This window comes from Leucobacter allii, assembly GCF_022919155.1.
Lineage (GTDB): Bacteria > Actinomycetota > Actinomycetes > Actinomycetales > Microbacteriaceae > Leucobacter > Leucobacter allii.
Genome location: NZ_CP095045.1, coordinates 1,917,541 through 1,941,679, shown reverse-complemented (window position 1 = coordinate 1,941,679; position 24,139 = coordinate 1,917,541). Strand labels below are relative to the sequence as shown.

Below are 24,139 nucleotides of genomic sequence, written 5' to 3'. Positions count from 1 at the left end.
CGCAGTCGAACCTGGAGCAGCGCTTCGCGGACGACGCCCTGCCGATGCTCGACCAGCTCTACGGCGCCGCGATGAAGATGACGCGCAATCCGCAGGACGCCCAGGACCTGGTGCAGGAGACCTTCCTCAAGGCCTACGCCGCCTTCGCCTCATTCCAGGAGGGCACGAATCTCAAGGCGTGGCTGTACCGCATCATGACGAACAGCTACATCAACACCTACCGCAAGAAGCAGCGCGAGCCGTATCTCGGCGCCGTCGACGAGCTGGAGGACTGGCAGCTCGGCGGCGCGGAGTCGACCACCGCGATGTCCTCGCGCTCGGCGGAGGCGGAGGCGATCGACCGCACGCCGGACTCCGTCGTGAGCACGGCGCTCAACGAGCTGCCCGAGGACTTCCGCATGGCGGTGTACCTCGCCGACGTCGAGGGCTTCAGCTACCAGGAGATCGCCGACATCGCCGAGGTGCCCATCGGCACCGTGATGAGCCGACTGCACCGCGGGCGGGCGCGGTTGCGGAAGTCCCTCGGGGAATACGCGCGCGAGCAGGGCGTTGGACTTGATGCGGGTCGGCGCACGGCCGGTGCGACGGCCTCGAAGGCGGCTGCGGAGAAGGGAGACGCGCGATGAGCGACTGCGGATGCGAGAAGGCCAAGGCCAACCTGTACGAGATGCTCCGCGGCGAGCTCTGCGCGGAGGAGTCCGCGCCGATCCGGGAGCACATCGAGCAGTGCCCCGACTGCAGCGACGAGCAGAGCGTCTGCATCAACCTCACGGAGGTCGTGAAGCGCGCCTGCGAGGACGAGCGGATCAGCAACTGCCCGCCGAGCGAGCTGCGCGACGCGATCCTCGCGGGGCTGCGGGAGGCCTGAGCCGCCTCAGCGCCGTCGCGGGCGCGGCAGGTAGCCGCCGTCGGCGAGCCCGGCCTCGATCTCGAAGCGGTTGCGCAGCGGATCGCGTCCGGCGAGCAGGTACAGCAGCGGCAGCGCGAGCCCGTAGCGCCGCCACTGCTCCCGGTGCACCCGCTCGTGCCGCAGCACCCGCGGCGAGACGTTCGCGTCCGTGAGGTAGCAGGATCCGACGCAGCTGCCGCCGCGCCCGAAGCTCCACCGCGGCATCCCGCGGAACACCCACAGTCCGTCGATGCGTTCCACGCGGCCCGTGCTCCAGATCGTCCCCCAGACGAAGCCCACGCAGGTGGCGTAGGCGTGCCCCAGGCCGGCGAACGGCAGGCGCTTCGGCCGCTCCGCTCCGCTCACGCGGCCCCGCCCGAGGTGAGCGCGGCGAGGATCCGGAGCACGGTCGGCAGATCCTCCTCCGCCGCGCGCTCGTCCGCCGGCGCGAACTCGCAGATGGCCGCGCCCGCGAGCGGCAGCGCGGCCACGGCTGCGCGGATCGCGTGGGTGAGCTGGGCGGTGCTGAGGCCGAAGGGCACGGGCGCGTGCACGGCCGAGAACTCCGCGGGGTCCAGCACGTCGAGGTCGACGTGCACGTAGACGCTCCGCGCGCCCGACGCCGCGAGGAGCTCGGCCACGCGGGCGCCGAGCGCCTCCGGGTCGGGGGACGGGGCCGGGACGCCGGTCTCCGGGGCCGCGGCCGCGGCGCCCCGCTCCAGGGCGCCGTCATGGGGGGCGAGCACCCGGATGCCCAGCCGCTCGAGCTCCGCGTCCTCCTCGTCGTCGATCGCGCGGGTGCCGACGAGCGTGAGGAGCGCCGGCGAGAGCGGCGGCGAGGCCGCGAGATCCGGGGCGCCGTCGCCGAGCGCGTGGCGCAGGGTCATCCCCGAGGCGGCCCCGAGGGCGAGGTGCTCGGGTGCTGGATGTCGGGATGCGCGTCGAACCACAGGACCGCGACGGCGTCGCTGCCGTGCGCGCGCAGCGCGGCTTCGAGGCCGGGCAGGGACGATGCGCAATCGCCGCCGACGATGAGCGGCGTGCTCGCGCTCGGATCGAGCGCTTCGAGCGCCTCGCGCGCCGCATCCCGCGCGCGCAACACGCTGCTCAGCCGTGCGACCGGGGTGCCGAGCGCGTCGCCCGCCTCGAGCGGCACGTCGATGTCGCGACGAGCCGCCTGCGGCAGATCCTCGCGCAGCAGCGCGGCCCCCTCGGAGATCTGCATGGCGCGGGACGACGAGGATCCCTGCCACTCGGGCATCACCAGAAATACGGGCTTCGGCACCGGAACCTCCCTGCGCGTGCGACGCTCCCAGGATACGCCCGCGGGCGGCGCCCGGCACCGCCGACCCGGCGGATCCTCAGCCCGGCGGCACCGTGACGAAATCGATGAGGTGCTCCACGCGTCCGACGAGCTCCGGCTCGAGGTCGCGGAAGTGCCGGACGCGACCGCGGATCCGCGCCCAGGCCTCCGCGATGTCCGCCGGGTCGTCCGAGGGCCAGCCGAGCGCCCGGCAGATCCCCGTCTTCCACTCGATGCTGCGCGGAATGGTCGGCCACGACGCGAGGCCGACCCGCTCCGGCTTCACCGCCTGCCAGATGTCGACGAACGGGTGGCCGACGATGAGCACGTGCGCCCCGTGCGGCCCCCGGCCGATGGCGTCTGCGATCCGGGACTCCTTGCTGCCGGGCACGAGATGGTCGAGCAGCACGCCCGCCCGCCGGTCCGGCCCCGGCCCGAACACGTCGAGCACCTGCGCGAGGTTGTCCGCGCCCTGCAGCAGCTCGACCACGACGCCCTCCGCGCGCAGATCCGCCCCCCACACCTGCTCGACCAGCTCGGCGTCGTGCTTGCCCTCGACGAAGATGCGGCTCGGCATCGCCACCCGCGCCGGCTGCGGCGCGGCCGCGAATGATCCGGAGGCGGTGCGCTGCCGGCCGGCCGGACCGCGCTTCGGCAGGACGAGCCGCACCGGCTCGCCGTCGATGAGGAAGCCGTCGGCGAGCGGGAACGCGCGCACCTTCCCGCGGAAGTCCTCGAGCTGCACGATCCCCTCGCGGACGCCCACGACGGCGCCGCACCACTCCGTCTCGGAGTGCTCGACGACGAGCCCCTTCGCGAGGGGGACCTCGCGGCGCTGCACGGCTCCGCGGCGCGGCCGCATGCGCGCGACGGGATCGAGGTCGTAGCGGTCGTCGAACATGGGGTCGAGCCTAGCGCGGGGGCCCGTCGCGGCCGATAGGCTGAGCCGGTGAGTGGAGAACCGGGCGCGCGGCGCCGACGCCTGCGCGAGCTCCTGGTCGATACGGCGCCGCTGCGGCAGAGCCCCGCCTTCGCGAAGCTCTGGACGGGCACCTCGATCGCGCAGATCGGCGCGCAGGTGACGATCGTCGCGGTGGGGCTGCACGTCTACGAGCTCACGCACTCCACTTTCGCGGTCTCCCTCGTCGCGCTCTGGGCGCTCGGGCCCATGATCCTCGCCGGTTTCGTCGGCGGCGCGCTCGCCGACGTCTTCGACCGCCGCCTCGTCGCGCTCGTCACGGCGGTGGCGGCGTGGCTGAGCATCGGCACGATGACGGTCATCGCCTTCCTCGGTGTGGAGGCGACCTGGCCGTACTACGCGCTGGCCGCGATCAACGCCGCCTCCGCGACGATCATGGGGGCCACGCGCGGCGCGATCATCCCGCGGCTCCTGCCGACCCAGCTGCTCCCGGCCGCGGCCGCGCTCAGCGGGATCACCATGGGCGCCGCGATCACGGTGGGGCCGGCGGTCGCCGGGGTGCTCGTCGCGAGCGTCGGGGTCCCGTGGACCTACCTGCTCGACGCCGTGCTGTTCACCGGGGCGTTCCTCGGCATCCTCAGCCTGCCGCGCATGCGGCCGGACGGGGAGCGCCGGAGCGCCGGGCTCGGCTCGGTGCTCGAGAGCCTGCGATTCCTCAAGCGCGCGCCGAACGTGCGCGCGACCTTCGTCTGGGATCTCATCGCGATGACGCTCGGCACGCCGCGCGTCGTGTTCCCCGCCGCGGGGGCCCTCGTGCTCGGCGGCGGGCCGGTGACGGTCGGCGCGCTCACCGCGGCCTTCGCGATCGGCTCGCTGCTCAGCGGGCTGTTCTCCGGCCCGCTCGGCGGCGTGCGCCGGCAGGGGCGCGCCGTGACGCTCGCGATCGCCGTGTTTGGCGCGTGCACGGCGCTCTTCGGCGCGGTGCTCCTCGTCACGGGACTCACGGATGCGCCGCGCGACGCCGACACGCCGCTCATCCCCGCGATCGTGCTCGCGGGTCTCGCGCTCGCCGGCACGGGCGCGGCGGACAACGTGAGCGCCGTGTTCCGCACCACGATCCTGCAGGCCGCCGCGCCGGACGACGTGCGGGGCCGGATGCAGGGGCTCTTCTACGTCGTGGTCGCGGGCGGGCCCCGTGTCGGCGACCTCATCGCGGGCGCGCTCGCGACGCTCCTCGCGCTGTGGGCGCCCGCGCTCATCGGCGGCATCCTGATCCTCGGGATCATGCTGATCCTGCTGCGCACGGCGCGCGGCTTCCAGCGCTACGACGCGCACGCGCCGACCCCGTAGCCGGCGACCGGGGCTGCTACGGTGCTGCACATGACGAGTGCCCCGCAGCCGAGCCCCGAACCGCTGGTCCGCGCCCGGAGGGACGGATCCGTGTTCGCGATCACGCTCGATCGCCCGCGCGCGATCAACGCGCTCACCTCGGAGATGTTCGCGCTGCTCGACGCCGCGCTCCGTGCGGCGCACGGCGGGCTCGTGGCCGCGGCCGCCCCGAGCGGCGGCGGCTTCAGACTCGCCCCGCCCCGGGCGATCCTCCTGGACGGGGCGGGGGAGCGGGGCTTCTGCGGCGGCGGCGACATCAAGGAGATCTCGACGGGCGACACCACGGCGATCCTCGCCGCGGAGTACCGGGTGGACCACGCCATCGCGACGTCGCGGATCCCCGTCGTGGCCGTCATGGACGGCGTCACGATGGGCGGCGGGATCGGCCTCGGCGGTCACGCGGCGCTGCGGATCGTCACCGAGCGCAGCCGGCTCGCGATGCCGGAGGTGCGCATCGGGATCGTCCCCGACGTCGGCGGGCATCTCCTGCTCGCCCGCGCCCCGGGGCGGCTCGGGGAGCTCCTCGCGCTCACCGCGCGGGAGATGGGGCCGGGGGACGCCATCGCGCTCGGCTTCGCCGACCGCTTCCTCCCCGCGGAACGGCTCGGGGAGCTGCGGCGCGCGCTCGTCGCGGGCGACGACCCGGAACGGACGGCGGCCGAGCTCGCCGAGCCGGCCCCGGAGGCCCCGATCCTCGCGGCGGCGGCCTGGTGGGCGCCGATCGCCGAGGCCGCGCTCGGCGGCCCCCGGCCGGTCACGGAGGATCCGCGCGGTGCGGCGCTCCGGCTCCTCGCAGCGCTGGAGGCGAGCCCCGAGCCGGCGGCGCGCGCCGCATCCGATGCGATCCGGGGCATGTGCCCCATGTCCGTCGTCGTCACGCTCGCCCAGATCGACCGCACCCGCAGGGAGGGACTCGCGCTCCCCGAGGTCCTGGCCGACGATCTCCGGGTGCTCGGCCGGCTCGGGGCGCGCGCCGACTTCCGCGAGGGCGTGCGCGCCCAGGTGATCGACAAGGACCGCAGCCCGCGCTGGATCCCGGACCGCATCGAGGAGCTCGATCCCGCGGAGGTCGCCCGCATTCTCGATCCCGCGCCCCTGCCCGGTGAGGCGGCGCTCCGCTTCGGGTGAGCCCGAGCTCCCGTGCGCCGGTACAGTGGGACGGTGAGCGCGTGGGATCCCCGAGGCCCCGACCTGGTGGTGCAGGGCGATAATCTGCCGTACCTGCGCGAGCTCCCGAGCGGCGCGTTCCGGCTCGTGTACTTCGATCCGCCCTTCAACACCGGACGGGCGCGCCGGGCCGAGCGCGTGCGGGGCGTCCGCGTCGACCTCGACGCCCCCGAGCCGGTCGACGCGGCCGTGCCGATCGGCGCTGGTGAACCGGTCGGCGCGACCAAATCTGTCGGCGCGGCTGCACCCGTCGGCGCGGTCGCGGCGGTCGCGGCGAAGACGGGCGATGCGGTGCGCGGTCCGGCCCGTCCCGAGGAGAGCCCGGGCACTGAAATCCCGGCCGACGCACCGCGGAGCCGGCTCGGGTTCCGCGGCCAGGCGTACCGCGTGACACGGGAGCTGACTCTCGGCTTCGACGACCGTTTCAGCGCCTACTGGGACTTCCTCGAACCGCGCCTGGAGGAGGCCTGGCGCCTGCTCGCCGACGACGGCACCCTCTACCTCCACCTGGACTACCGGGAGGTGCACTACGCGAAGGTGCTCCTCGACGCGCTCTTCGGCCCCGACTGCTTCCTCAACGAGATCATCTGGGCGTACGACTTCGGCGCGCGCACCAAGTCGCGCTGGCCCGCGAAGCACGACAACATCCTCGTCTACGTCAAGGATCCCCGGCGGTACGTCTTCAACGCCGAGGAGGTCGACCGCGAGCCCTACATGGCGCCCGGGCTCGTGACGCCCGAGAAGGCGGCCCTCGGCAAGCTGCCGACCGACACGTGGTGGCACACGATCGTCTCCCCGACGGGCAAGGAGCGCACGGGGTACCCGACCCAGAAGCCCCTCGGCGTGCTCAGGCGCATCGTGCAGGCCTCCTCGCATCCGGGCGACTGGGTGCTCGACGCCTTCGCCGGCTCGGGGACCGCGGGCGCGGCGGCGCGGGAGCTCGGGCGCCGCTTCCTGCTCATCGACGACAACGCCGACGCGATCGCGGTCATGCGCCGGCGCTTCGCCGGGCCCTGGCGCACGTCCTTCATCGAGCGGGAGGGAGCCGCAGGACGGGCCGGCGGAGCCGTCTGGCAGGACCGCGGAGGGGACGGTGCGGGAGGCACGGGCGCCGGTGCCGGTGTTGGTGCAGGCGCAGCCGGTGCCGGTGCAGGCGCCGACGCAGCCGGTGCCGGCACCGGCGGCCAGAAACGGCCGCCCGCCGGCCGCATTCCGGCGGACCGGCCGAGGACCGCGACGACGCCGGCCTGGGCGCTGCCGCGCCCGGTGCCGGAGCCGACCCGCGCGGCGCCGCTCTTCGAGCTTCCCGAGCCCCCCGAGGGGACCGGATCGGCATGACGTGGCGGGCGGCATGAAGGCGAGGAGCGCAGCTGCCCCCGGCGCCGGGGGTGATGCCGGGCGCGCTGCCGCCGCGGGCGGTTCTGCGCGCGGCGATGGAGCACCGGGGCGCCGGGAGGTGGCGCTCCCGCCGGTGGCGCTCGATCGACGTCTCGACGCGCCGCTGCCGGTGCAGCTGGCGGCGGCGCTGCGGGAGGCGATCGACGCCGGGACCCTGCGCCCAGGCGAGATCGTGCCGGCCACCCGCGCGTTCGGGGCGAGACTCGGCGTCGCCCGCGGCGTCGTGGTGGCCGCCTACGAGCAGCTCGTCGCCGAGGGCTACCTCTCCGCCGCGCGCGGGAGCGGCACCCGAGTGAATCCCGAGCTGGGCGCGGTGCAGGGCGCGGGGGCGCCGGATCTCTCCGCGCCGGGTCCCTCCGCATCCGGTCTCCCCGCGTCGGGTCCCTCCGCTTCAGGTCTCCCCGTGTCCGATCTCCCCGTGCCGGGTCCCTCCGCTGCCGGTCTCCCGGCCCCGAGCGATTTCGCGCCGGACGGCGTCGGGGAGGGTCTCGTCGCGCGGTCGAACGGTGCGCCGGCTCCGCTCGAGGGCCCGTCGGCTTCTCCTGCGGGCCCGTCGGGGCCGCGGCCGGAGCGCGTCGAGGAGCGGAGCGCGGCCGGGGGATCGACGCGGCGGATCGCGACCGGATCCTCGGCGCGGCGCGGCGCGGGAGACGGGGCCGACGCCGCGGGCGCGGCCGACGGCGGATCCGCTGAGGGCGCCGGACCCGAGCGAGGGCCGCTGGCCCCCGGCATGCCGATCACGGATGCGGTCGACAGTCCCGCCTGGCGCGCCGCCTGGCGTTCGGCCGCGACCCGGGCCCATCTCGTCGCCCCGCCCCTCGGAGATCCGGAACTGCGGGAGGAGATCGCCGAGCACCTGCGTCGGATGCGCGGCACCGCCCGCTCCGGGCGCGACGTGCTCGTCACGGCGGGCACGCGCGACGGTCTCGGGCTGCTGCTCACGGCGCTCGGCGGCCGCAGCGGGGCCGCGCCGGTGGTCGGGGTCGAGGATCCCGGCCTGCCCTCACTCCGGGCGGCGGCGCGGCGACTCGGCGCCCGGATCGTGGCGCTGCCGGCCGATGCCGAGGGCCTGGACACCGGTCGGCTGCCCGAGGGGATCCTCGACGCGGTGATCGTGACGCCGAGCCATCAGTACCCGCTCGGCGGCTCGCTCCCGCTGGCGCGCCGCCGCGAACTGCTCGCCTGGGCGGCGCGCACCGGCGTGGTGGTGGTGGAAGACGACTTCGACTCCGAACTGCGCTACACCGGGAGCCCGATGCCGACGCTCACCGCGCTCGACGATCCCGTGCGCGGCTCCGTCGTGCTGCTGGGCACCTTCTCGCGCACGGTCTCGCCGGCGCTCTCCGCGGGCTATCTCCTCGCCCCGGCCGGCCTCCGCGCACTCATCGAGCCGGTGCGGCGGGAGCTCGGCGGTCCGGTCTCGGCGATCGTGCAGACGGCCCTCGCCGCGTACCTCGCGAGCGGCGAGCTGCGGCGCCACACCGCGCGGATGCTCCGGCGCTATGCGGTGCGGCGCGACGCGGTGTCGGATCGCCTCGCCGGCGCTCCCGGCGTACGGGTGCGGCCGATGGACGGCGGCCTGCACGCGGTCCTCGAGTTCGCGGGGGGAGCGGGCGCGAGGCGGCGCGAGCGCGCGGTCGTCGCCGCGTCGGAGGCCGAGGGGCTCGGCGCCGAGGCGCTCGGACGGTACTGGCAGCGTCGAGGGGAGGCGTCGGGGATGGCGGGGCTCGTGATCGGACTCGGGGGCGCCGGGGACGCGGAGTTCATCCGGGCGCTCGGTGCGCTCCGCGCGATCCTGGAGGCGACGGTGCCGCGGGCGCGTTGACGCGCGACGGAGGCGGGCGCGACCGTCGTCACCCGGCCCGGTGCAGCCGGGCGAGCAGCGCCTCGCGGAGCACCCCGGCGTGGTTGCGCTCGGGATCCTTGGCGCCGTAGAGCAGCGTGAGACGCTGATGCGCGCGCGCCAGCTCGACGAGCTCGTCGAGCGCCTCCGACGCGGGCGCCTGCTCGAGCTCGGCCCGGTAGTCGGCGGAGAACGACGCGAAGTGCGCGTCGGATCTCCCCTCGGGGTCCGCGTGCCAGGCCCGGCGCAGCCCGGGGCTCGGGGCGGCGTCCTTCGCCCAGGCGTCGAGGCGCGCGTCCGCCTTCGCGATCCCGCGCGGCCAGAGCCGGTCGACGAGGACCCGGAACCCGTCGTCGGGCGACGCGGGTTCGTAGATGCGCTTGAGTACGACGTCCATGGCACCAGTGTGCCGCGATCCCGGCCAGCGGCCAAGCCCCCGGCGATCCCGGGAATCTCGAACCCCCGGTTCCCCACCTCGACCGTGCGGGATCGGGGTCGTTCCGGCAGGGTGTCGGCGGTGCGCACCCTGCCGGAACGACCCGGATCCAAGCGGGGAGGGGGAGGAGCGGGGAGGGGGAGGAGCGGGGAGGGGAAGTGCGGGGAGGGGGCAGGAGGGTCGCTGGACAGTCGAGACGAGCGGCTGCTACGCTTGCCGAAGCGTTTCGGCACTTCGAGGGCTTGGTTGCTATTGAGTGTCCGGAACGTTTCGACACTGGCATCGCGGCGCGAGTCGCGGACGATGAGATGAGGGAATCATGACGGAATCTGCGGGCTCGTTCGACGAGACGATGTGGAACGGGCTGCTGCACGGCGGCCTCGGGGGAACCTTCATGGGGGTGCCCAAGGTCGCGCTCGAGCGCGAGGCGATCCGAGACTCCGGTGCGAAGGCCGTGGTCTACGGCTTCCCGTTCGACGCGACCACGATCAGCCGCAGCGGTGCCAACTACGGTCCGCGGGCGATTCGCGAGACCTCCGTGCAGTTCACGAACTTCCAGGCCACCTTCGACTTCGACCTGTTCGCCCACCTGCCGCTCGTCGACGGCGGGGATTGCCAGGTCGCGCTCGGCAACACCCCCAAGACCTTCGAGCGCGTCGAGGCGGACATCACCGAGATCGTCGAGGCCGGCGCGATCCCGGTCGTCTTCGGCGGGGACCACTCGGTGAGCATCCCTGTCGGCAAGGCCGCGAAGCGCGCGGGGACCAACCCGGGCTGGGTGCAGTTCGACACCCACCTCGACGCCGCGCCCCATGTCGGCGGCGAGGAGCTCAACCACTGCTGCACGATCACTCGCGCCGTCGACAACGGCTACGACCCGTCGAAGATGGTGCTCGTGGGCATCAGCGGCTTCATGAATCCGAAGACGGAGCTCGCGTACTGCCGGGAGCACGGCATCCGCGTCATCTGGCTCGAGGACATCTGGGAGCGGGGCACGGTCTGGGCCGTCGAGCAGATCCTGGAGCGCGTCGGCGAGGAGGGCTTCTACCTCACCTTCGACGTCGACGCGCTCGACGCCGCCTATGCGCCGGGCACCTGCGCGCCGACCCCCGGCGGCATGACGATGCGCGAGGCGCTCGAGATCGTGCGCGGGATCTCGCCCGCCGGGCTCATCGGCCTCGACATCGCGGAGCCCGCGCCGTCGCTCGACCATTCGACGCGCACCCAGCTCGTCGCCGGTCGCATCGCGCTCGAGGCGCTGTCCTTCCACGCGGGGTCGCCGAGCACCCCGGTGTACGTCGGCTGATCCGGCGCCGCTGCGGCAGCGGGGGCCGGCGCGGGGATCCGTGCCGGCCCCCGCGCGTGCGCGGGGCTGCGGGAACCGCCGCGGCGTCGTCCGGGTGGCGCCGTCCACGCGCGGCCTCTGGGGGAGCGCGGATCAGCGCGCGGCCCCTGGGCGCGCGCGGATCAGCCCGTGGCTCCTGGGTGAGCGGGGATCAGCTCGCGTAGAGCTCCGGGCGCCGCTGCGCGAGCATCGCGGTGTCGCCCGCCGTGCGCGGGCCGGGGACGATGTTCGCGCGCGCGACCCCCTCCGCGGCCTCGTCGAGCTCGGCGAGCGTCGCCCCGTCGGCGTCGATGATGCGGCTCGAGCCGCAGAAGCGGTGCCCGGACTCCGTGCCCACCCGGTTCGCGTAGGCGACGGGCAGGCGATTCTCGAGCGCCCGCGCCGTCGCGGCGATGCGATGGTCGCGCGCGTAGGGATGCATGTTCGCCGACGCCGCGGCGAGCAGCTCCGCCCCCCGGAGCGCGAGGGTGCGCGCGACCTCGGGGAACTCGATCTCGAAGCAATTCAGGACCCCGATCTCGAGGTCGCACAGGCGCGTCGTGCGGAGCGCATCGCCGCGCGCGAACACCTCGTTCTCGCCGCCGAAGAGGTGCGTCTTCCGGATCGGCCGGCGCACGGTTCCGTCGCGATCGATCGCGAGCATGGAGTCGAACGGACCCTGCGCCGAGCGCTCGACGAAGCCGACGAGCAGCGCGGTGCCCGTCGAGCGGCAGCTCGTGACGAGGGCGTCGAGGCGGGGGTCGTCATGCGCCATGGCGAGCTCGTCCAGGCCGACGGTCTGATAGCCGGTGAGGAAGAGCTCCGGGAGCACGAGGAGCTGCGCCTCCGCTGTCTCGATGAGCCGCTGCGCGTGCCCGATGTTGCGCGCGACGTCTCGCGGAGCGGGGCTCGCCTGGGCGACGGCGACCCGCAACGGGTTCCTGGTCATGGGGGATCCCTCCGGCTCGGGCCCCGGGTGCGCGTCTGGGCGCGATCGGAGCGGGGCAATGCCAAATCGTTTCGAAATACAGTATGACACGTTCGGGCTGAGTTGATTTCGCGCTTGTTAAAACGTTTCGGCTCGGGTAGCGTGAGCGAGGATCGGGTCCGGGCAGCGACGCCCGCGGCGCGATCGAGCCAGCTGGCGGACCGCGCCCCGGGGCGCCCGACGCCGTCGCCGTATCGATTCGAAGGAGTTTCCATGACCACGGCACCGAGGGCGATGAAGCGCGAGTTCACGATGTTCTCCGCCTTGTCCGTCGCATTCGCATTCGTCTCCCCGATCGTCGCCGTCTACAGCGTCCTCGGGGTCGGCCTGAGCGCCTCCGGGCCGGCGTTCGTCTGGGGCGGCCTGGCGCTCTACGCCGGGCAGTTCATCCTCGTGCTGACCCTGTGCATCCTGGCCTCGAAGTGGGCCGATTCCGGCGGCATCTACCAGTGGTCGCGTCGCCTGCTCGGCCACCGCTACGGCTGGTTCGCCTCCTGGGTCTACATCTGCACCCTGCTCATCACGCTGCCCGCCGTGGCGTACGCGGGAGCCGTGCTCATCCCGCCGATCTTCGACGTTCCCGCGGCCGGCCACGGCGTCGTCACCTGGCTCGCCGTCGGGCTCCTCGCATTCTCCACGATCGTCAATCTCGCGGGGCGGACGTTCATCAAGATCATCGTGGTCGGCGTCATCGTCGCCGAGGCGATCGGCTCCGTGGGCGTCGCGGTCTGGCTGCTCTTCTTCGACCGGCACCAGGGGCTCGACTACCTCTCGCCCGCGTCGCTCGGCGAGTACAGCGGGCTGTTCTTCTCCGCCCCCTTCATCATGGCGATCGCGTTCTCGAGCTACTTCGCGATCGGCTTCGAGAGCGCGAGCTCGATCGCCGAGGAGGTGCGCCGCCCCAAGCGCGCGGTACCCAAGGCGATGGTGGTCTCCTTCTTCGCCATCATGATCATCGTCATGCTGAGCACGCTCGCCTTCACCCTCGCCGTGCCCGACGAGCAGTTCCTCCAGGATCCCGAGAACGCCGCGGATCCCGCCGTCGCGATTCTCGCCATGTCGTTCCCCGCCCCGGTCTTCCGCGGCATCCTGGCGCTCTTCGTCATCGCGTTCGCCGCGAGCCTGATGACGATCCAGATCACGGTGTCCAGGCTCGTGTGGGCCACGGCCCGCAACGGCGAGCTGCCCTTCGCCCGCACGCTGACCCGGCTCTCGGGCGAGACCGGCCTGCCGCGCACCGCCGTCCTCGTCACGGCGGTCATCGCCGCGCTCCTCTTCCTCCCCTTCCAGAACGAGGGAATCCAGATGGCGCTCATCTCCTTCTCCTCGGTCGGCTTCTTCATCTCCTTCCTCTTCCCGGTGCTCGGGCTCGCGATCGCGCGGGTGCGGGGGAGCTGGCGGGACGAGCCCGGCCTCTTCCTCGGCCGTGCGGGCGCCGCGGTGAGCTGGCTCGCGCTCTTCTGGCTGCTCTTCCAGATCGTCAACGTCGCCTGGCCCCGTGAGACCGGAGGGGGCTGGGCCGCGGACTGGTCGACGATCATCGGCGTCGGCGTGGTCGCCGTGCTCGGCGTGCTCGTCGAGGCCTGGGTGCACCGCAAGCGCCTGCACGCCGTGCGCACGGGCACGACGATCGTCGTGTTCGAGCGCGACGAGTCGGAGGACGACGCGGACGAGCTCGACGCCGCACCCTCCGTGCGGGCCTGAGTGCCGCGCCGGCGCTCGCGGATCAGTCCGCGAGCGTCGAGTCGCGGACGTTGAGCGAGATGTCCACGCGCTCGCGGCGGCGCTCCGCGCCGCCGTCGAGCACGTCCAGGAGCAGCGAGACGGCGACCTCGCCGAGGCGCACCGGGTGCAGGTCGAGTGCGGTGATGGGCGTGCGGAGCCCGTAGTCGAGGGAGCGGCTGTCCGAGAGGCTCAGCACCTGGAGGTCGTTCGGGAGCTCGAGTCCGAGCGCGAGCGCGCTCCGCTCCGTCGCGTGCGCCAGCGTGTCGAGCGTCGTGAGCACGGCGTCGAAGCGGCGGTCGGCCGCCGCCAGCGCCTCGTGGATGGCCGGTTCGGCCTCGTCGACGCGCGGCCCGGGGGAGCGGATGATGATCGGCTCGCAGCGGGTGCCGCCGCACCACTCGAGGTACGACGACAGCTCGTCCCGGACGTAGGAGGAGCTCGTCTCGCTCAGGAAGAGCGCCGTGCGCGACGGCCGCACCGCGTCGAGGTGGGCCAGCGCCGCGCTCGTGCCGGTGTAGAAGTCGTTGTCGACCCAGCTGAGGTCGGCGGAGTTGCGGCCGATGGTGACGCAGGGCACCCCCGCGCGGACCGCCTCCTCGATGAGCGGGTCGTCCTCGCGGGGATCGACCACGATGAGCCCGTCCGCGGAGGAGAGGAACGCGCGGGAGGCGTCGTGCGCCGGCAGCATCGAGAGCAGGAAGCCGCGCCGGAAGGCCTCGAGGCTCGCGCCGCCCTGCACCCTGAAGTAGTACTCCACGTCCCACTCCGGCTGCAGTTCGCCGGTGCCCGGTTCGACGGGTCTCGGCGAGACGGCCAGGAGCAGCGAGCCGGTGCGGCCGGCATTGAGGTTCTTCGCGATCCGATTGGCGGAGTAGCCGAGTCGCCCCGCGATCTCGACGACGTTCCGCCGGGTCGCCGCGGCCACCCGGCCCTTCCCGTTGATCGCCTCGGACGCCGTGGCGACCGAGACCCCGGCCTCCCGGGCGACGTCCTTGATGGTGATGCGTCGCGGTGTCATGGGACCTCGGTCTCGTCGTCGGTGCGGATGCGGCGCGCGAGGCCCGCGGGCGTCTCCTCCACCTGAGCAGAGATCGGCGGCACCGTCAAGCGCCGTGCGCGAGGCCTCGGCGGGCGCGCCAGGGATGTCCTCAGGATAGGCGCGCGCCGCGCACCGTGCCAAATCGATTCGGCACTCGGCTCGCGGCCGGGCGCCGCCGCGCAGCGCCCCGCTCGGGGCCGGGCGGCGGCTATCCTGGGCGGGTGAGCGTTGACGATATCTCCCCGGGGATGCAGAACTACCTGAAGGTGATCTGGGGCCTGCAGGAGTGGTCGGACGCCCCCGTCTCGAACTCCGCGATCGCCGAGGCGGCGGGAGTCCGCCTCTCGACGGTCTCCGACGCGCTGCGCAAGCTCACCGACCTCGAGCTCATCGGCCATGCCCGATACGGCAGCGTCACGCTCACCGAGCTCGGACGCGGGCACGCCGTCGCCATGATCCGCAGGCACCGCCTCCTCGAGACCTTCCTCGTGCAGCAGCTCGGCTACGAGTGGGACGAGGTGCACGAGGAGGCGGACCGGCTCGAGCACGCCGTCTCCGACGAACTCATCTCGCGCCTCGACCGCGTGCTCGGCTACCCGACGCGCGACCCGCACGGCGATCCGATCCCGAGTGCGGACGGCCGCGTGCACCGGCCGGACGCCGTGACCCTCGCGGCCGCGCCGGCGCCCGGGACGGTGCGCGTGGAACGGATCTCCGACTCGGACAACGAGATGCTGCAGTACTTCGCGAGCCGGGGGCTCGTCGTCGACGCGGAGCTCGAGATCCTGCCGGGCGAGCCCTACGCGGAGACCGTGACGGTGCAGGTGGGCGGGGCCGCCGCGACGGTCAGTCTCGGCCCCGCCGCCGCCGCCTCCGTCTGGGTGTCGGCCGTCGGCCGATAGCCCGGGGCGCGGTCAGCCGATCGGCCGGGGCGCCTCGGCAGATGGCCCGGGGCGCCGTCAGCCGATCGGCCGGGGTGCCGCCGGATCGCCCGGATCGCCTCCGGGATCCGCCGGACGGCCCCCATCGCCCACGAACTTCAACCCGATCACGCAGCCGATGATGCCGGCGAGGAACAGCAGCTTGAGCACGGAGGGGGCCTCGCTGCCGAGGAGCATCGCGGCGGAGACCGTGATGGCCGCGCCGAGCCCGGTCCAGACGGCGTAGGCCACGCTGATGGCGATGCCGCGCATCGCGTAGCCGAGCCCGGCCATGCTCAGCGGGAAGGCGACGAGGAAGACGAGGCTCGGCGCGAGCACGCTGAAGCCGTGGGCCTCGTGCAGGGCGAGCGCCCAGACGGCCTCGAGCGCGGCGCTCACGAGCAGCACGATCCAGTGGCTGCCGCGCGCGGCCTTCGTCTCGGGGACGGCCGCGGCGGCCGTGGAGGCGGGCCGGACGGCGCGTCGACGCAGGAACCCGGCCATACTCAGCTCACCGCCTTGAGCCCGACGACGCAGGCGATGAGCCCGAGGAGCAGCAGCACCTTCGCGACGGAGGCGCGATCCTGCTTCGTCGCGATGGCCCACGCGGCCGTCAGCACCGCTCCGATCCCGACCCAGACCGCGTAGGCCGTGCCGACCGCGATGGACATCATCGCGTAGGAGAGCCCCGCGATGCTCGCCACCATCGAGACGAGGAAGATCACGCTCGGCCATAGCCGCCGGAATCCCCGTGACGCGTCGAGCGCCGTCGCCCAGACGGCCTCCAGCATCCCGCTGATGATCAGGACGATCCATGCCAGGGACATGACTGCACCTCTCTGGCAGTCGTCAGTGGGCGGGTACTGCTCCCTCGTCCGCATCCCGTCGCTGCGGGATCGCCTCCAGTGTCGCACATCGGGGGCGGACGCGTGCCCAGGGAATGCCCAGCGGTCGGTTCCGGGAGGACGCGGAATGGACGGACGCAGGATCCCCGGGGATCGGGGATAATGGGGAGGGCGGCTCCCCGGGGACCCGGGCCGCGGAGCGGAGAGCAGTGTTCGACTGGTGGAAGAAGCGCAAGCGCGCGTCGCGCCCGCCCCGCAGGCTGCCCAGACGCGTCCTCGCCCCGGTCGAGGAGATCGTCGAGCAGGGGATGCTCGTCGCCGACGTCGCCGTGCGCATGACGGTGAAGAACGCGATCATCATGAACGCGCTGAAGAAGCACGTCGATTACCGCGAGTCCCAGATCATCGAGATGGTGCGCGCCGCCACGGAGGATCTCGCGGGCGAGCGCGAGCGCGATGCGAAGCACATCGCGCGCATGCGCGGGGAGATCCGGGACACGGGCCGGAGCTCGTGGAGCGAGTCGGACTACGGCAACGACGACAACCGCACGCTGCGGCACCGCCAGGAGGTCTACGAGGGCGTCGCGCGGGAGCTGCGCGAGCGCGCGGAGGACGAGACGTACCTGCGCGAGACCGCCGAGCGCGCGCGGAATCTCGCCTGGGGGGAGATCGGCGACTCGATCGGCGAGCGCGCGACGCACCCGTACTACAGCGGCGGGCACGACGCGGCGTACCGGGAGGCGCGCGAGGGCCGGATCCAGCAGCTCATCGAGAAGGATCTCACCGCGCTGATCGAGCAGCAGGCCGCGCCGGCCGGGAAACCCCGTCGGAGCAAGCGGAAGAAGGAGCAGTAGTCGGCGACGGGGTCCGTGCGCTCAGGCGTTCCGCAGCTCGGGATGCTTCTCGAGGTACTCGGCGATGAACCAGCAGGAGGCGCGCAGGCGTCGTCCGGCCGCCGCCTCGCCGGTGACCGCCGCGTGCGCGAGGCGCTCGGAGAGCCCCGTGCCGCGGAACCGCGGGTGCACGAGGGTGTGGTCGAAATCGATGCCCGTGTCTCCGAGGAGCCGATAGTGCGCCTCGCCGATGAGCCGCTCGGCGCGCGCCGTCTCCGGGGCCCCGGCCCCCGAGCCGTCCGCCGACTCGGCGGCGGCGTACAGGGCGTATCGGGAGCGCTCGGGCTCGTGGACGATGCGGAACCCATCCGTGCTCGCCGTGTTCTCCGCTTCGGGTGCCATGCCGCCAGCCTAGCCCGGGACCCCGCCGCGGGCCAGGTCTGCGGCGGCCGCCGCAGAGCGGGCTATCCTCGAAGGATGCGATCGACCACCCCGCGCCGCGAGACCGCCGCCGCGGTGCTCGCGACGACGGCCGCGATCGTCGCCGCGGCGTTCGGGCTCGTCGGCTGCGCGCCCGAGCCGGAACCCGAACCGGAGCCGCTCAGCGTGACCGAGGCGGGATCGGTGTACCTCGAGGCCGTCTGCCCGGTGAACGACGCGTGGGATGCGGCGGATCTGCAGATCGACCTGCTCCGGATCGAGCTCGCCCGCGGCGGTGACGACGCCTCCGGATTCGCCGATGCGATGGTCGCCGTCTCGCGGGCGAGCGGCGCCGCGGCCCGGGAGCTCGACGCCGCCGAACAGAGCTGGCCGGATGCCGCGTCCGAGGAGATCGCGGCGGTGCGGAAGACGCTCGCGCAGGACCGCCGGCAGGCGGCGCGCGTCGCGAAGCTCCCCGCGGACGAGGCGGTCGCCTACGCGTGGCAGGGCGGCGACGCGATCGGGGAGACGGCCCTCGCCGCGCGCCGCGCGCTCGGGCTGCCGGACGACGGCGAGGCCGCGTGCGCCCAGTGGCGCGCGGCGGCCTCGGAATCCGGGAAGTCGGAATCCGAGGCATCGGAATCCGAGGCATCGGGATCCGCGGCGGCCCCGTCGGCAGAGCCCGGCACGGAGGACTCGGACGCCGCGGCGTCCGAGTCCGAGGAGGACGGCTCGTGAGCGCGCCGGAGGATCGCGCCGCAGCGCTCGACGTGGAGCGCGCGATCCGCGACGCCGCCCGCGCGGGCAACCGGCTCCTCGCGGGCGCCCGCGTGCAGCTGCGCCTCGCACCCGGTCGGCGGCGGGAGCTCCTCGCCGGCGCCCTCGCACGCATGGGGGCCCGGATCCTCGACGCGCACGGAACCGGAGGCCGCGATGACGCCGCCGTCCGTGCGCGCACCGGCATCGACGTCGTCTTCGTCGATGCGGCGGCCGAGGCGGAGATGGCCGCCGAGGCGTCCGCGGCCGCTCCGGACGACGTGGCCGCTCCGGACGACGCGCTGGCCGCGTCGGCGGTGGCGACCGACGCGCCCGGAGCGCTGCCGCCGACCATCGTGCGCGTGCCCGGCGGGGCGCGTCCTCTGCGGGGGGCGGACGCCCGTGCGCGCATCGACTGGGCGTCCCGCGGCATGCCCGCGACGGCGGGGCTCCTCGCGGCGCTCCGCGAGGAGCTCGGCGGGCGCGGGATCCGTCTCGGCGTGAGCCTCGTCCTCGAACCGAAGACGGCCGCCTTCGCCGCAGCCCTCGCACGCGCCGGCTGCGAGGTCGCCGTCTTCAGCGCCGTGAGCGAGACGGACCCCGAGGTCGCCGCCGCGCTCGCCGCCGAACCCGGGGTTGTCGTCTTCGCCCCGACCGAGCCCGTGGACGCCGCCGCCGCGGGCGTCGACGCCGCCGCCGACGCGGCCGACCTCGCCGCCGACGCCTCGGCCGTCGACGCGGCGCACGCGGCGGCGATCCTCGATTGGGCGCCCGAGTACCTCATCGACGACGGGGCGCATCTGATCCGGCTCGCGCATACGGAGCGGCCGTCGGCCCTCGCGACGCTCCGCGGGGCGTCGGAGGAGACGACGAGCGGGGTGCGACCGTTGCGCGAGGCCGCCGAGACCGGCGCGCTCCGCATCCCCGTGATCGCGGCGAACGACGCCCGCACGAAGTCCGACTTCGACAACCTCATCGGCACCGGGCAGTCCTGCGTGCTCGCGATCGCGGACTGCCTCGACCCCGCGGGCGACGCTCGCGGCGATGCAGGCCCCGACGGCGACGCGCGCGGCACCGATCCGGCCGGCGACGCGCGCCCCGGCATCGCCGGGACGCGCTGGGCCGTCATCGGCTACGGCCCCGTCGGGATCGGCGTCGCCCGCTTCGCCGCGGCGCTCGGCGCCGAGGTCACCGTCGTCGAACGCGATCCCGTGCGCGCCCTCTCCGCCCTCCACGACGGGCACGAGGCGACGACGGCGGACGCCGCGCTCGCCCGGGCCGACATCGTCGTGAGCGCCACGGGGGTCTGGCACACGATCGACGCCGCCGGCTTCGCGCGGCTGCGGTCCGGGACCGCCGTCGCCGTCGCCGGGGGCATCGACGACGAGCTCGCGCTCGACGAGCTCCGCGACGCCGGCTGGCGATCGCGCCCCAGCACCGGCCGCATCGCGGAGTGGACGGCGCCGGACGGCCGATCGGTGCGGATCCTCGCGGAGGGCAGCGGGGTGAACTACACCGCGGCGGAGGGCAACCCCATCGAGGTCATGGACCTCTCCTTCGCCACCCAGGTCTCGGCGCTCCTGCGGCTCGTCCGCGCCGACGCGGCGGGCCGGCCGTTGCCGGCCGGCGTGCACGCGCTCGACCGCGCGGACGAGGAGCGGGTGGCGCGCGCCGCGCTCGCGGCGCGCGGCGGCGGTGCCGAGGCGAGCCCGGACGGTGCGCGGCCGGGCGGAGCCGCCCAGGAGTGGACGGTCCACCGCTACCGGCGCGGCAACTAGACTCGTGGGGGTGAGTGCCGTTCCCGAAACCGTCGTCTACAGCGCGGACCTCGTCTTCCCCGTCACCAGCCCGCGGATCCAGGACGGCGCGGTCGCGGTGCGGAACGGACGGATTCTGCACGTGGGCGATCGGCGCTGGGTGCGCGAGACGCTCGCCGCGCGCGGCGCGGCGTTCACGGAGGAGCACTGGGAGGGCGTGCTCGCCCCCGGGCTCGTGAACGCGCACACGCACCTCCAGTACACCCGCATGGCCGAGGTCGCGGCGGCCCGCACCTACCGGGGCTTCGACGACTGGGGCGACGCCTTCGACGCCGCGTACGAGCGGGACGGGCACGACTGGGCCGCGGCGGCCGCCGAGGGCGCGGCGCAGAGCCTCGCCGCGGGGGTCACGGCGGCCGCGGACGTGGTGACCGATCGCGAAGCGCTCGGAGCCCTGCACGCGGCGGGGATGCACGGCATCGCCTACTGGGAGGTCTACGGTGCGAGCAACGCCGACTGGGACGCCGCGGCGCGCGAGTCGGTCCGCGAGCAGATCCGGAGCATCCCGACCCCGCCCGGAGCCGGGGTGTCGCCCCACGCGCCCTACTCCCTCGAGGTGCAGCCGCTGCTCGAACTCCCCGACATCGTCCGCGAGGAGGGGCTCCGACTGCACATCCACCTCGCCGAGGCGCACATGGAGCGCGAGTTCGACGGCATCGACGGCTACGTCGGCGCCGGGCCCGGGGGGCACGGGGAGTGGCCCGAGCTCGCCGCCGACAGCTTCCGAGCGCTGCGATCGCACGGCATCGGCGTCTCCTCGACGCAGTTCGTCGACCACCTCGGGGTGCTCGGCCCCGACTGCCACATCGCGCACGGCGTCTACGTCAGCGCCGCCGATCGCGCGCTGCTGCGCGCCCGGGGGACGAGCGTCGCGCTCTGCCCGCGCTCGAACGAGGTGATCGGGCTCGACATGCCGCCGGTGGCCGCCTACCTGCGCGAGGGCAACCCGATCGCGGTCGGCACCGATTCGCTCTCGTCCTCGCCCTCGCTCGACCTGCTCGCGGACGTCGCGGCGCTGTACCGGGTCGCGCGGGCGCAGGGCTATCGCGGCGACGATCTCCACCAGCGCCTCTTCGCCGCGGCCACGCTCGGCGGCGCCGCGGCGCTCGGGCTGAACGTCGGCAAGCACCGCGTCGGCCAGCTCGGCGTCGGCGCCGTCGCCGACCTCGCCTGCTTCGCGGTGGACGCGCGGAACCCCGACGCGGCCCTCGCCGAACTCGTCGAGGACGGAGCCGGGCGCGCGCGGCGCACGATCGTGGGCGGAGCCACCCGATTCGACGCCCGCTGAGCGCGCCGGAGCCCCGGGTGCCGGCCGCCCGGAGGAGCCGGGGCCGCGATCCGTCGCCCGTCAGCGCCCGCCGTGCGGCGATGCGCGACGGTCCGTGACGGCGGGTGAGGCGTGACGGCGGGTTAGGCGTGACGGCGCGTGAGGCTGCGTGACGGCGCGTGACACCGGGCGCGCGCGCCGCGCGCGACTCTCGTAGAATGGTCGCTGATCGCCGCGGGCCCCGGCCCGTGCCCCTCCCCACGCCTAGGAGCTCCCATGTCACGCACCTCCCGTCTCGCCGCGGCCGTCGCCGCGGGCGCCGCGGCCCTGCTCGCCCTGACCGCCTGCACGAGCGGAGGCGGCGACGCCGCCGGAGGCGAGGGCACGGGCGCCGTGACCGAGGGCAAGCTCACCATCGCCACGGGCGAGCCCGCCTACGCGCCCTGGGTGCAGAACGACGACCCGGAGAGCGGGGAGGGCTTCGAGGCCGCCGTCGCCTACGCGGTGGCTGAGGAGCTCGGCTTCGCGGATGAGGACGTGGTCTGGGTGCGCACGAGCTTCGACGCGGCCATCGCCCCGGGCCCGAAGGACTTCGATCTCAACATCCAGCAGTTCTCCGTGAGCGAGGAGCGCGCCCAGGCCGTCGATTTCTCCTCGCCGTACTACGAGACGACGCAGGCCGTCGTAGCGGCGGGCGGCACCGCGGCCGCGGAGGCCACGAGCATCGCCGATCTCAAGGACGCCGTCATCGGAGTCGCCTCGGGCACGACCTCGCTCACGGTCGCGGAGGAGGTCATCGACCCCACGAACGAGCTGCAGGTCTTCAACAGCGTCGACGACACCGTCGCCGCGCTCCAGAACGGCACCATCGATGCCCTCGTCACCGATCTGCCCGGCGCCTTCTACGTGCGCGACGCCCAGCTCGACGACGGCGTCATCGTCGGCCAGCTCGAGTCGGACGAGGGGGGCGACGCCTTCGCCTTCGTGCTTCCGAAGGACTCGGCGCTCACGGCCGACGTGACCGCCGCGGTCGACGCCCTCCGCGAGGACGGGACGCTCGACGAGCTCGCGGCCGAGTGGATCGCCGACCAGGGCGCGCCGGTCCTCCAGTAGCCCCCGCGGTGTCCACGATTCCCTCCGGCACGCCCGGCGCCGTCAGCTCGCTCGAGCTCGAGCGCCGGGCGTTCCGGAGCGCCCGGAAGCAGCGCTCCATCCTCGTGAGCGTGGCCAGCACGCTGCTCTTCGCGGCCGTGCTCGTCGCGATCCTCGTGCTGAGCCCCGGCTGGGAGCGGGTGCGCGCCACCTTCTTCGACCTCGGCGTCGCCGCCGATGCGTTCCCACGGGTCATCGCCGGGCTTTGGATCAATATCCAGGTGCTCGTCGTCGCCGTCATCGGCGTGGCGATCCTCGGCACGCTGCTGGCCGTGGCCCGCACGCTCCGCGGCGCGGTGTTCACGCCGATCCGCCTGCTCGCCGCCGGGTACACGGACATCTTTCGCGGCATCCCCGTGCTGCTCGTGCTCTACCTCGTGGGCTTCGGCATCCCCGGGCTCGAGCTCACGGGTCGCATGCCGCCGCAGTTCTGGGGCACGATCGCGCTCATCCTGTGCTACTCCGCCTACGTCGCCGAGGTGCTGCGTGCCGGCATCGAGGCGGTGCACCCCTCGCAGCGCCTCGCCGCCCGCTCGCTCGGGCTGAGCCATGGCAGGACCCTCCGGCTGATCGTCATGCCGCAGGCCGTGCGCAAGGTCACCCCGGCGCTCATGAACGACTTCGTCTCCATGCAGAAGGACGTGGGCCTGATCTCGGTGCTCGGCGCCGTCGACGCCGTCCGGGCCGCGCAGATCGAGGTCGCCTCCGCCTACAACTTCACGCCGTACGTGCTCGCGGGGGTGCTGTTCGTCGTCCTGTCCTGGCCCTTCATCCGCCTCACCGACTGGATGACGGCGCGGGCACAGCGGCGCGAGCAGATCGGAGGGGTCGTATGACCGGGGATGCGAACGCCGGGGCGGGGACCGCAGCGGTCCTCGAGGTGCAGGGCGTGCACAAGCGCTTCGGGGAGCACGCGGTGCTGCGCGGGATCGACCTCGTCGTCGGCCGGCACGAGGTCGTCGTGCTCATCGGAGCCTCGGGCTCGGGCAAGTCGACCCTGCTGAAGACCATCAACCTCCTCGAGCAGGTCGACGACGGCAGGATCCTGCTCGCCGACGCCGAGGGGCGCGTCACCGACGTCACCGATCCGCGCACCGACGCCGACGGCGTCCGCGCCCGCATCGGAGTCGTCTTCCAGCACTACAACCTCTTCCCGCACATGCACGTGCTCGACAACGTCACGCTCGCCTCCCGCAAGGTCTTCGGCATGCCGCGCGCCGAGGCCGAGCAGATCGGGCTCGCCCTCCTCGACCGCATCGGCCTGGCCGACAAGGCGAGGGAGTACCCCGACCGCCTCTCCGGCGGGCAGCAGCAGCGCGTCGCCATCGCCCGCGCGGTCGCGACCGACCCGGAGCTGCTCCTCCTCGACGAGATCACGAGCGCCCTCGATCCGCAGCTCGTGGGGGAGGTGCTCGACCTCGTCCGCGAGCTCAAGGCCTCGGGCTCGACGATCGTGATGGCGACGCACGAGATGTCCTTCGCGCGGCGGGTCGCCGACCGCGTCGTGTACCTCAAGGACGGGGCGATCATCGAGTCGGGCCCGCCCGAGCAGATCTTCGACCGACCGGAGCGCGCGGAGACCCGCGAGTTCCTCCGGCGGCTGCACGACCCGCTCGGATCGTGAACGCGCCGGGAATCGGGGAATGCGCGCGGCCGGATCGCGGTTAGACTAGGACGTCTGCCCACGAGGAGTTCCCGAACGCTCCTGG

At 74.0% G+C, this 24,139-nt stretch carries 23 protein-coding genes and 2 pseudogenes; 16 read left to right on the top strand and 9 right to left on the bottom strand.

Annotated elements, in window-relative coordinates; genetic code table 11:
* Positions 1–44 precede the first annotated feature (44 nt).
* A complete protein-coding gene (locus MUN78_RS09065; RefSeq protein ID WP_244694027.1) occupies positions 45–626 on the top strand; it encodes a sigma-70 family RNA polymerase sigma factor in 582 nt (193 codons plus the stop codon).
* Positions 623–868, top strand: coding sequence for a zf-HC2 domain-containing protein (locus MUN78_RS09060; protein WP_244689280.1), 246 nt, complete (start codon positions 623–625; stop codon positions 866–868). The genes MUN78_RS09065 and MUN78_RS09060 overlap by 4 nt, the downstream gene beginning before the upstream one ends.
* A gap of 6 nt (positions 869–874) precedes the next feature.
* Here the strand turns inward: MUN78_RS09060 and MUN78_RS09055 are convergent, their stop codons facing one another.
* The 3 genes and pseudogenes from MUN78_RS09055 to MUN78_RS09040 form a co-directional block, all read right to left on the bottom strand.
* Positions 875–1,255 carry a Fe-S oxidoreductase gene (locus tag MUN78_RS09055; RefSeq protein ID WP_244689278.1) on the bottom strand — a complete coding sequence of 127 codons (381 nt, stop codon included), beginning with the start codon at positions 1,253–1,255 and terminating at the stop codon, positions 875–877.
* Positions 1,252–2,114, bottom strand: a pseudogene (locus MUN78_RS16805) (arginase family protein). Before MUN78_RS16805 ends, MUN78_RS09055 begins: the two are co-directional and overlap by 4 nt.
* Positions 2,115–2,250: 136 nt before the next feature.
* Positions 2,251–3,093, bottom strand: a complete 843-nt coding sequence (locus MUN78_RS09040; protein WP_346730549.1) for a DUF3097 family protein — start codon at positions 3,091–3,093, stop codon at positions 2,251–2,253.
* A gap of 48 nt (positions 3,094–3,141) precedes the next feature.
* Between MUN78_RS09040 and MUN78_RS09035 the strand changes: the two genes are divergently transcribed.
* From MUN78_RS09035 to MUN78_RS09020, 4 genes and pseudogenes are all read left to right on the top strand, one after another.
* Positions 3,142–4,461: an MFS transporter gene (locus MUN78_RS09035; protein ID WP_244689276.1), complete on the top strand. Its 1,320-nt coding sequence runs from the start codon at positions 3,142–3,144 to the stop codon at positions 4,459–4,461.
* A 30-nt stretch (positions 4,462–4,491) separates the two neighbouring features.
* Positions 4,492–5,628, top strand: coding sequence for an enoyl-CoA hydratase/isomerase family protein (locus MUN78_RS09030; protein ID WP_244689274.1), 1,137 nt, complete (start codon positions 4,492–4,494; stop codon positions 5,626–5,628).
* A 69-nt stretch (positions 5,629–5,697) separates the two neighbouring features.
* Positions 5,698–6,675 (top strand): annotated as a pseudogene (locus MUN78_RS09025) (DNA-methyltransferase); the annotation flags it as partial.
* Positions 6,676–7,123: 448 nt separating this feature from the next.
* Positions 7,124–8,890, top strand: a complete 1,767-nt coding sequence (locus tag MUN78_RS09020; RefSeq protein WP_244725902.1) for an aminotransferase-like domain-containing protein — start codon at positions 7,124–7,126, stop codon at positions 8,888–8,890.
* 28 nt (positions 8,891–8,918) lie between these two features.
* Here the strand turns inward: MUN78_RS09020 and MUN78_RS09015 are convergent, their stop codons facing one another.
* A complete protein-coding gene (locus MUN78_RS09015; RefSeq protein WP_244725900.1) occupies positions 8,919–9,305 on the bottom strand; it encodes a DUF488 domain-containing protein in 387 nt (128 codons plus the stop codon).
* Positions 9,306–9,663: 358 nt separating this feature from the next.
* Here MUN78_RS09015 and speB point away from each other — a divergent pair, with 358 nt between their 5' ends.
* Positions 9,664–10,650 (top strand): agmatinase, encoded by a 987-nt coding sequence (gene speB / locus MUN78_RS09010; RefSeq protein ID WP_244725898.1) that lies wholly within the window; start codon positions 9,664–9,666, stop codon positions 10,648–10,650.
* A 190-nt stretch (positions 10,651–10,840) separates the two neighbouring features.
* Here speB and MUN78_RS09005 read toward each other — a convergent pair whose 3' ends face one another.
* Positions 10,841–11,617, bottom strand: coding sequence for a carbon-nitrogen hydrolase family protein (locus MUN78_RS09005; protein WP_244725896.1), 777 nt, complete (start codon positions 11,615–11,617; stop codon positions 10,841–10,843).
* Positions 11,618–11,869: 252 nt separating this feature from the next.
* On the opposite strand from MUN78_RS09005, the gene MUN78_RS09000 reads away from it, so the two are divergent.
* A complete protein-coding gene (locus MUN78_RS09000; protein ID WP_244725894.1) occupies positions 11,870–13,360 on the top strand; it encodes an APC family permease in 1,491 nt (496 codons plus the stop codon).
* A 22-nt stretch (positions 13,361–13,382) separates the two neighbouring features.
* Here the strand turns inward: MUN78_RS09000 and MUN78_RS08995 are convergent, their stop codons facing one another.
* Positions 13,383–14,399, bottom strand: a complete 1,017-nt coding sequence (locus tag MUN78_RS08995; RefSeq protein ID WP_244689262.1) for a LacI family DNA-binding transcriptional regulator — start codon at positions 14,397–14,399, stop codon at positions 13,383–13,385.
* 242 nt (positions 14,400–14,641) lie between these two features.
* On the opposite strand from MUN78_RS08995, the gene MUN78_RS08990 reads away from it, so the two are divergent.
* Positions 14,642–15,322, top strand: coding sequence for a metal-dependent transcriptional regulator (locus MUN78_RS08990; protein WP_283248398.1), 681 nt, complete (start codon positions 14,642–14,644; stop codon positions 15,320–15,322).
* 57 nt (positions 15,323–15,379) lie between these two features.
* On the opposite strand, the gene MUN78_RS08985 is transcribed toward MUN78_RS08990, so the two are convergent.
* The gene (locus MUN78_RS08985; protein WP_244725892.1) at positions 15,380–15,844 is read right to left on the bottom strand and encodes a DMT family transporter; all 465 of its coding nucleotides are present in this window, start codon (positions 15,842–15,844) and stop codon (positions 15,380–15,382) included.
* 2 nt (positions 15,845–15,846) lie between these two features.
* On the bottom strand, positions 15,847–16,161 hold the full coding sequence (locus MUN78_RS08980; protein WP_244730052.1) for a DMT family transporter: 315 nt from the start codon (positions 16,159–16,161) through the stop codon (positions 15,847–15,849).
* Between the two features lie 233 nt (positions 16,162–16,394).
* On the opposite strand from MUN78_RS08980, the gene MUN78_RS08975 reads away from it, so the two are divergent.
* A complete protein-coding gene (locus tag MUN78_RS08975; protein ID WP_244689258.1) occupies positions 16,395–17,039 on the top strand; it encodes an asparagine synthase in 645 nt (214 codons plus the stop codon).
* A gap of 21 nt (positions 17,040–17,060) precedes the next feature.
* Here the strand turns inward: MUN78_RS08975 and MUN78_RS08970 are convergent, their stop codons facing one another.
* A complete protein-coding gene (locus MUN78_RS08970) occupies positions 17,061–17,420 on the bottom strand; it encodes a GNAT family N-acetyltransferase (RefSeq protein ID WP_244725890.1) in 360 nt (119 codons plus the stop codon).
* Positions 17,421–17,495: 75 nt separating this feature from the next.
* Between MUN78_RS08970 and MUN78_RS08965 the strand changes: the two genes are divergently transcribed.
* The 6 genes from MUN78_RS08965 (at position 17,496) to MUN78_RS08940 (ending at position 24,054) form a co-directional block, all read left to right on the top strand.
* Positions 17,496–18,176: a hypothetical protein gene (locus tag MUN78_RS08965; protein ID WP_244725888.1), complete on the top strand. Its 681-nt coding sequence runs from the start codon at positions 17,496–17,498 to the stop codon at positions 18,174–18,176.
* Positions 18,173–19,972 (top strand): adenosylhomocysteinase, encoded by a 1,800-nt coding sequence (locus MUN78_RS08960; RefSeq protein ID WP_244725887.1) that lies wholly within the window; start codon positions 18,173–18,175, stop codon positions 19,970–19,972. Before MUN78_RS08965 ends, MUN78_RS08960 begins: the two co-directional genes overlap by 4 nt.
* A gap of 4 nt (positions 19,973–19,976) precedes the next feature.
* On the top strand, positions 19,977–21,299 hold the full coding sequence (locus tag MUN78_RS08955) for an amidohydrolase family protein (protein WP_429952172.1): 1,323 nt from the start codon (positions 19,977–19,979) through the stop codon (positions 21,297–21,299).
* Between the two features lie 255 nt (positions 21,300–21,554).
* Complete coding sequence (locus MUN78_RS08950; protein WP_244689249.1) at positions 21,555–22,391, top strand: ABC transporter substrate-binding protein; 837 nt, start codon at positions 21,555–21,557, stop codon at positions 22,389–22,391.
* An 8-nt stretch (positions 22,392–22,399) separates the two neighbouring features.
* Positions 22,400–23,266, top strand: a complete 867-nt coding sequence (locus MUN78_RS08945) for an amino acid ABC transporter permease (protein WP_244725885.1) — start codon at positions 22,400–22,402, stop codon at positions 23,264–23,266.
* Entirely contained in the window at positions 23,263–24,054 is a 792-nt protein-coding gene (locus tag MUN78_RS08940; protein WP_244725883.1) for an amino acid ABC transporter ATP-binding protein, read from the top strand. Before MUN78_RS08945 ends, MUN78_RS08940 begins: the two co-directional genes overlap by 4 nt.
* Positions 24,055–24,139: the final 85 nt, after the last annotated feature.

Bases quoted from the DNA above. Each gene is read 5' to 3' on its own strand.
- MUN78_RS09065 (WP_244694027.1), top strand. From the start codon at position 45: ATGCTCGACCAGCTCTACGGCGCCGCGATGAAGATGACGCGCAATCCG.
- MUN78_RS09060 (WP_244689280.1), top strand. From the start codon at position 623: ATGAGCGACTGCGGATGCGAGAAGGCCAAGGCCAACCTGTACGAGATG.
- MUN78_RS09040 (WP_346730549.1), bottom strand. From the start codon at position 3,093: ATGTTCGACGACCGCTACGACCTCGATCCCGTCGCGCGCATGCGGCCG.
- MUN78_RS09030 (WP_244689274.1), top strand. From the start codon at position 4,492: ATGACGAGTGCCCCGCAGCCGAGCCCCGAACCGCTGGTCCGCGCCCGG.
- MUN78_RS09015 (WP_244725900.1), bottom strand. From the start codon at position 9,305: ATGGACGTCGTACTCAAGCGCATCTACGAACCCGCGTCGCCCGACGAC.
- speB (WP_244725898.1), top strand. From the start codon at position 9,664: ATGACGGAATCTGCGGGCTCGTTCGACGAGACGATGTGGAACGGGCTG.
- MUN78_RS09005 (WP_244725896.1), bottom strand. From the start codon at position 11,617: ATGACCAGGAACCCGTTGCGGGTCGCCGTCGCCCAGGCGAGCCCCGCT.
- MUN78_RS09000 (WP_244725894.1), top strand. From the start codon at position 11,870: ATGACCACGGCACCGAGGGCGATGAAGCGCGAGTTCACGATGTTCTCC.
- MUN78_RS08995 (WP_244689262.1), bottom strand. From the start codon at position 14,399: ATGACACCGCGACGCATCACCATCAAGGACGTCGCCCGGGAGGCCGGG.
- MUN78_RS08985 (WP_244725892.1), bottom strand. From the start codon at position 15,844: ATGGCCGGGTTCCTGCGTCGACGCGCCGTCCGGCCCGCCTCCACGGCC.
- MUN78_RS08970 (WP_244725890.1), bottom strand. From the start codon at position 17,420: ATGGCACCCGAAGCGGAGAACACGGCGAGCACGGATGGGTTCCGCATC.
- MUN78_RS08965 (WP_244725888.1), top strand. From the start codon at position 17,496: ATGCGATCGACCACCCCGCGCCGCGAGACCGCCGCCGCGGTGCTCGCG.
- MUN78_RS08950 (WP_244689249.1), top strand. From the start codon at position 21,555: ATGTCACGCACCTCCCGTCTCGCCGCGGCCGTCGCCGCGGGCGCCGCG.
- MUN78_RS08940 (WP_244725883.1), top strand. From the start codon at position 23,263: ATGACCGGGGATGCGAACGCCGGGGCGGGGACCGCAGCGGTCCTCGAG.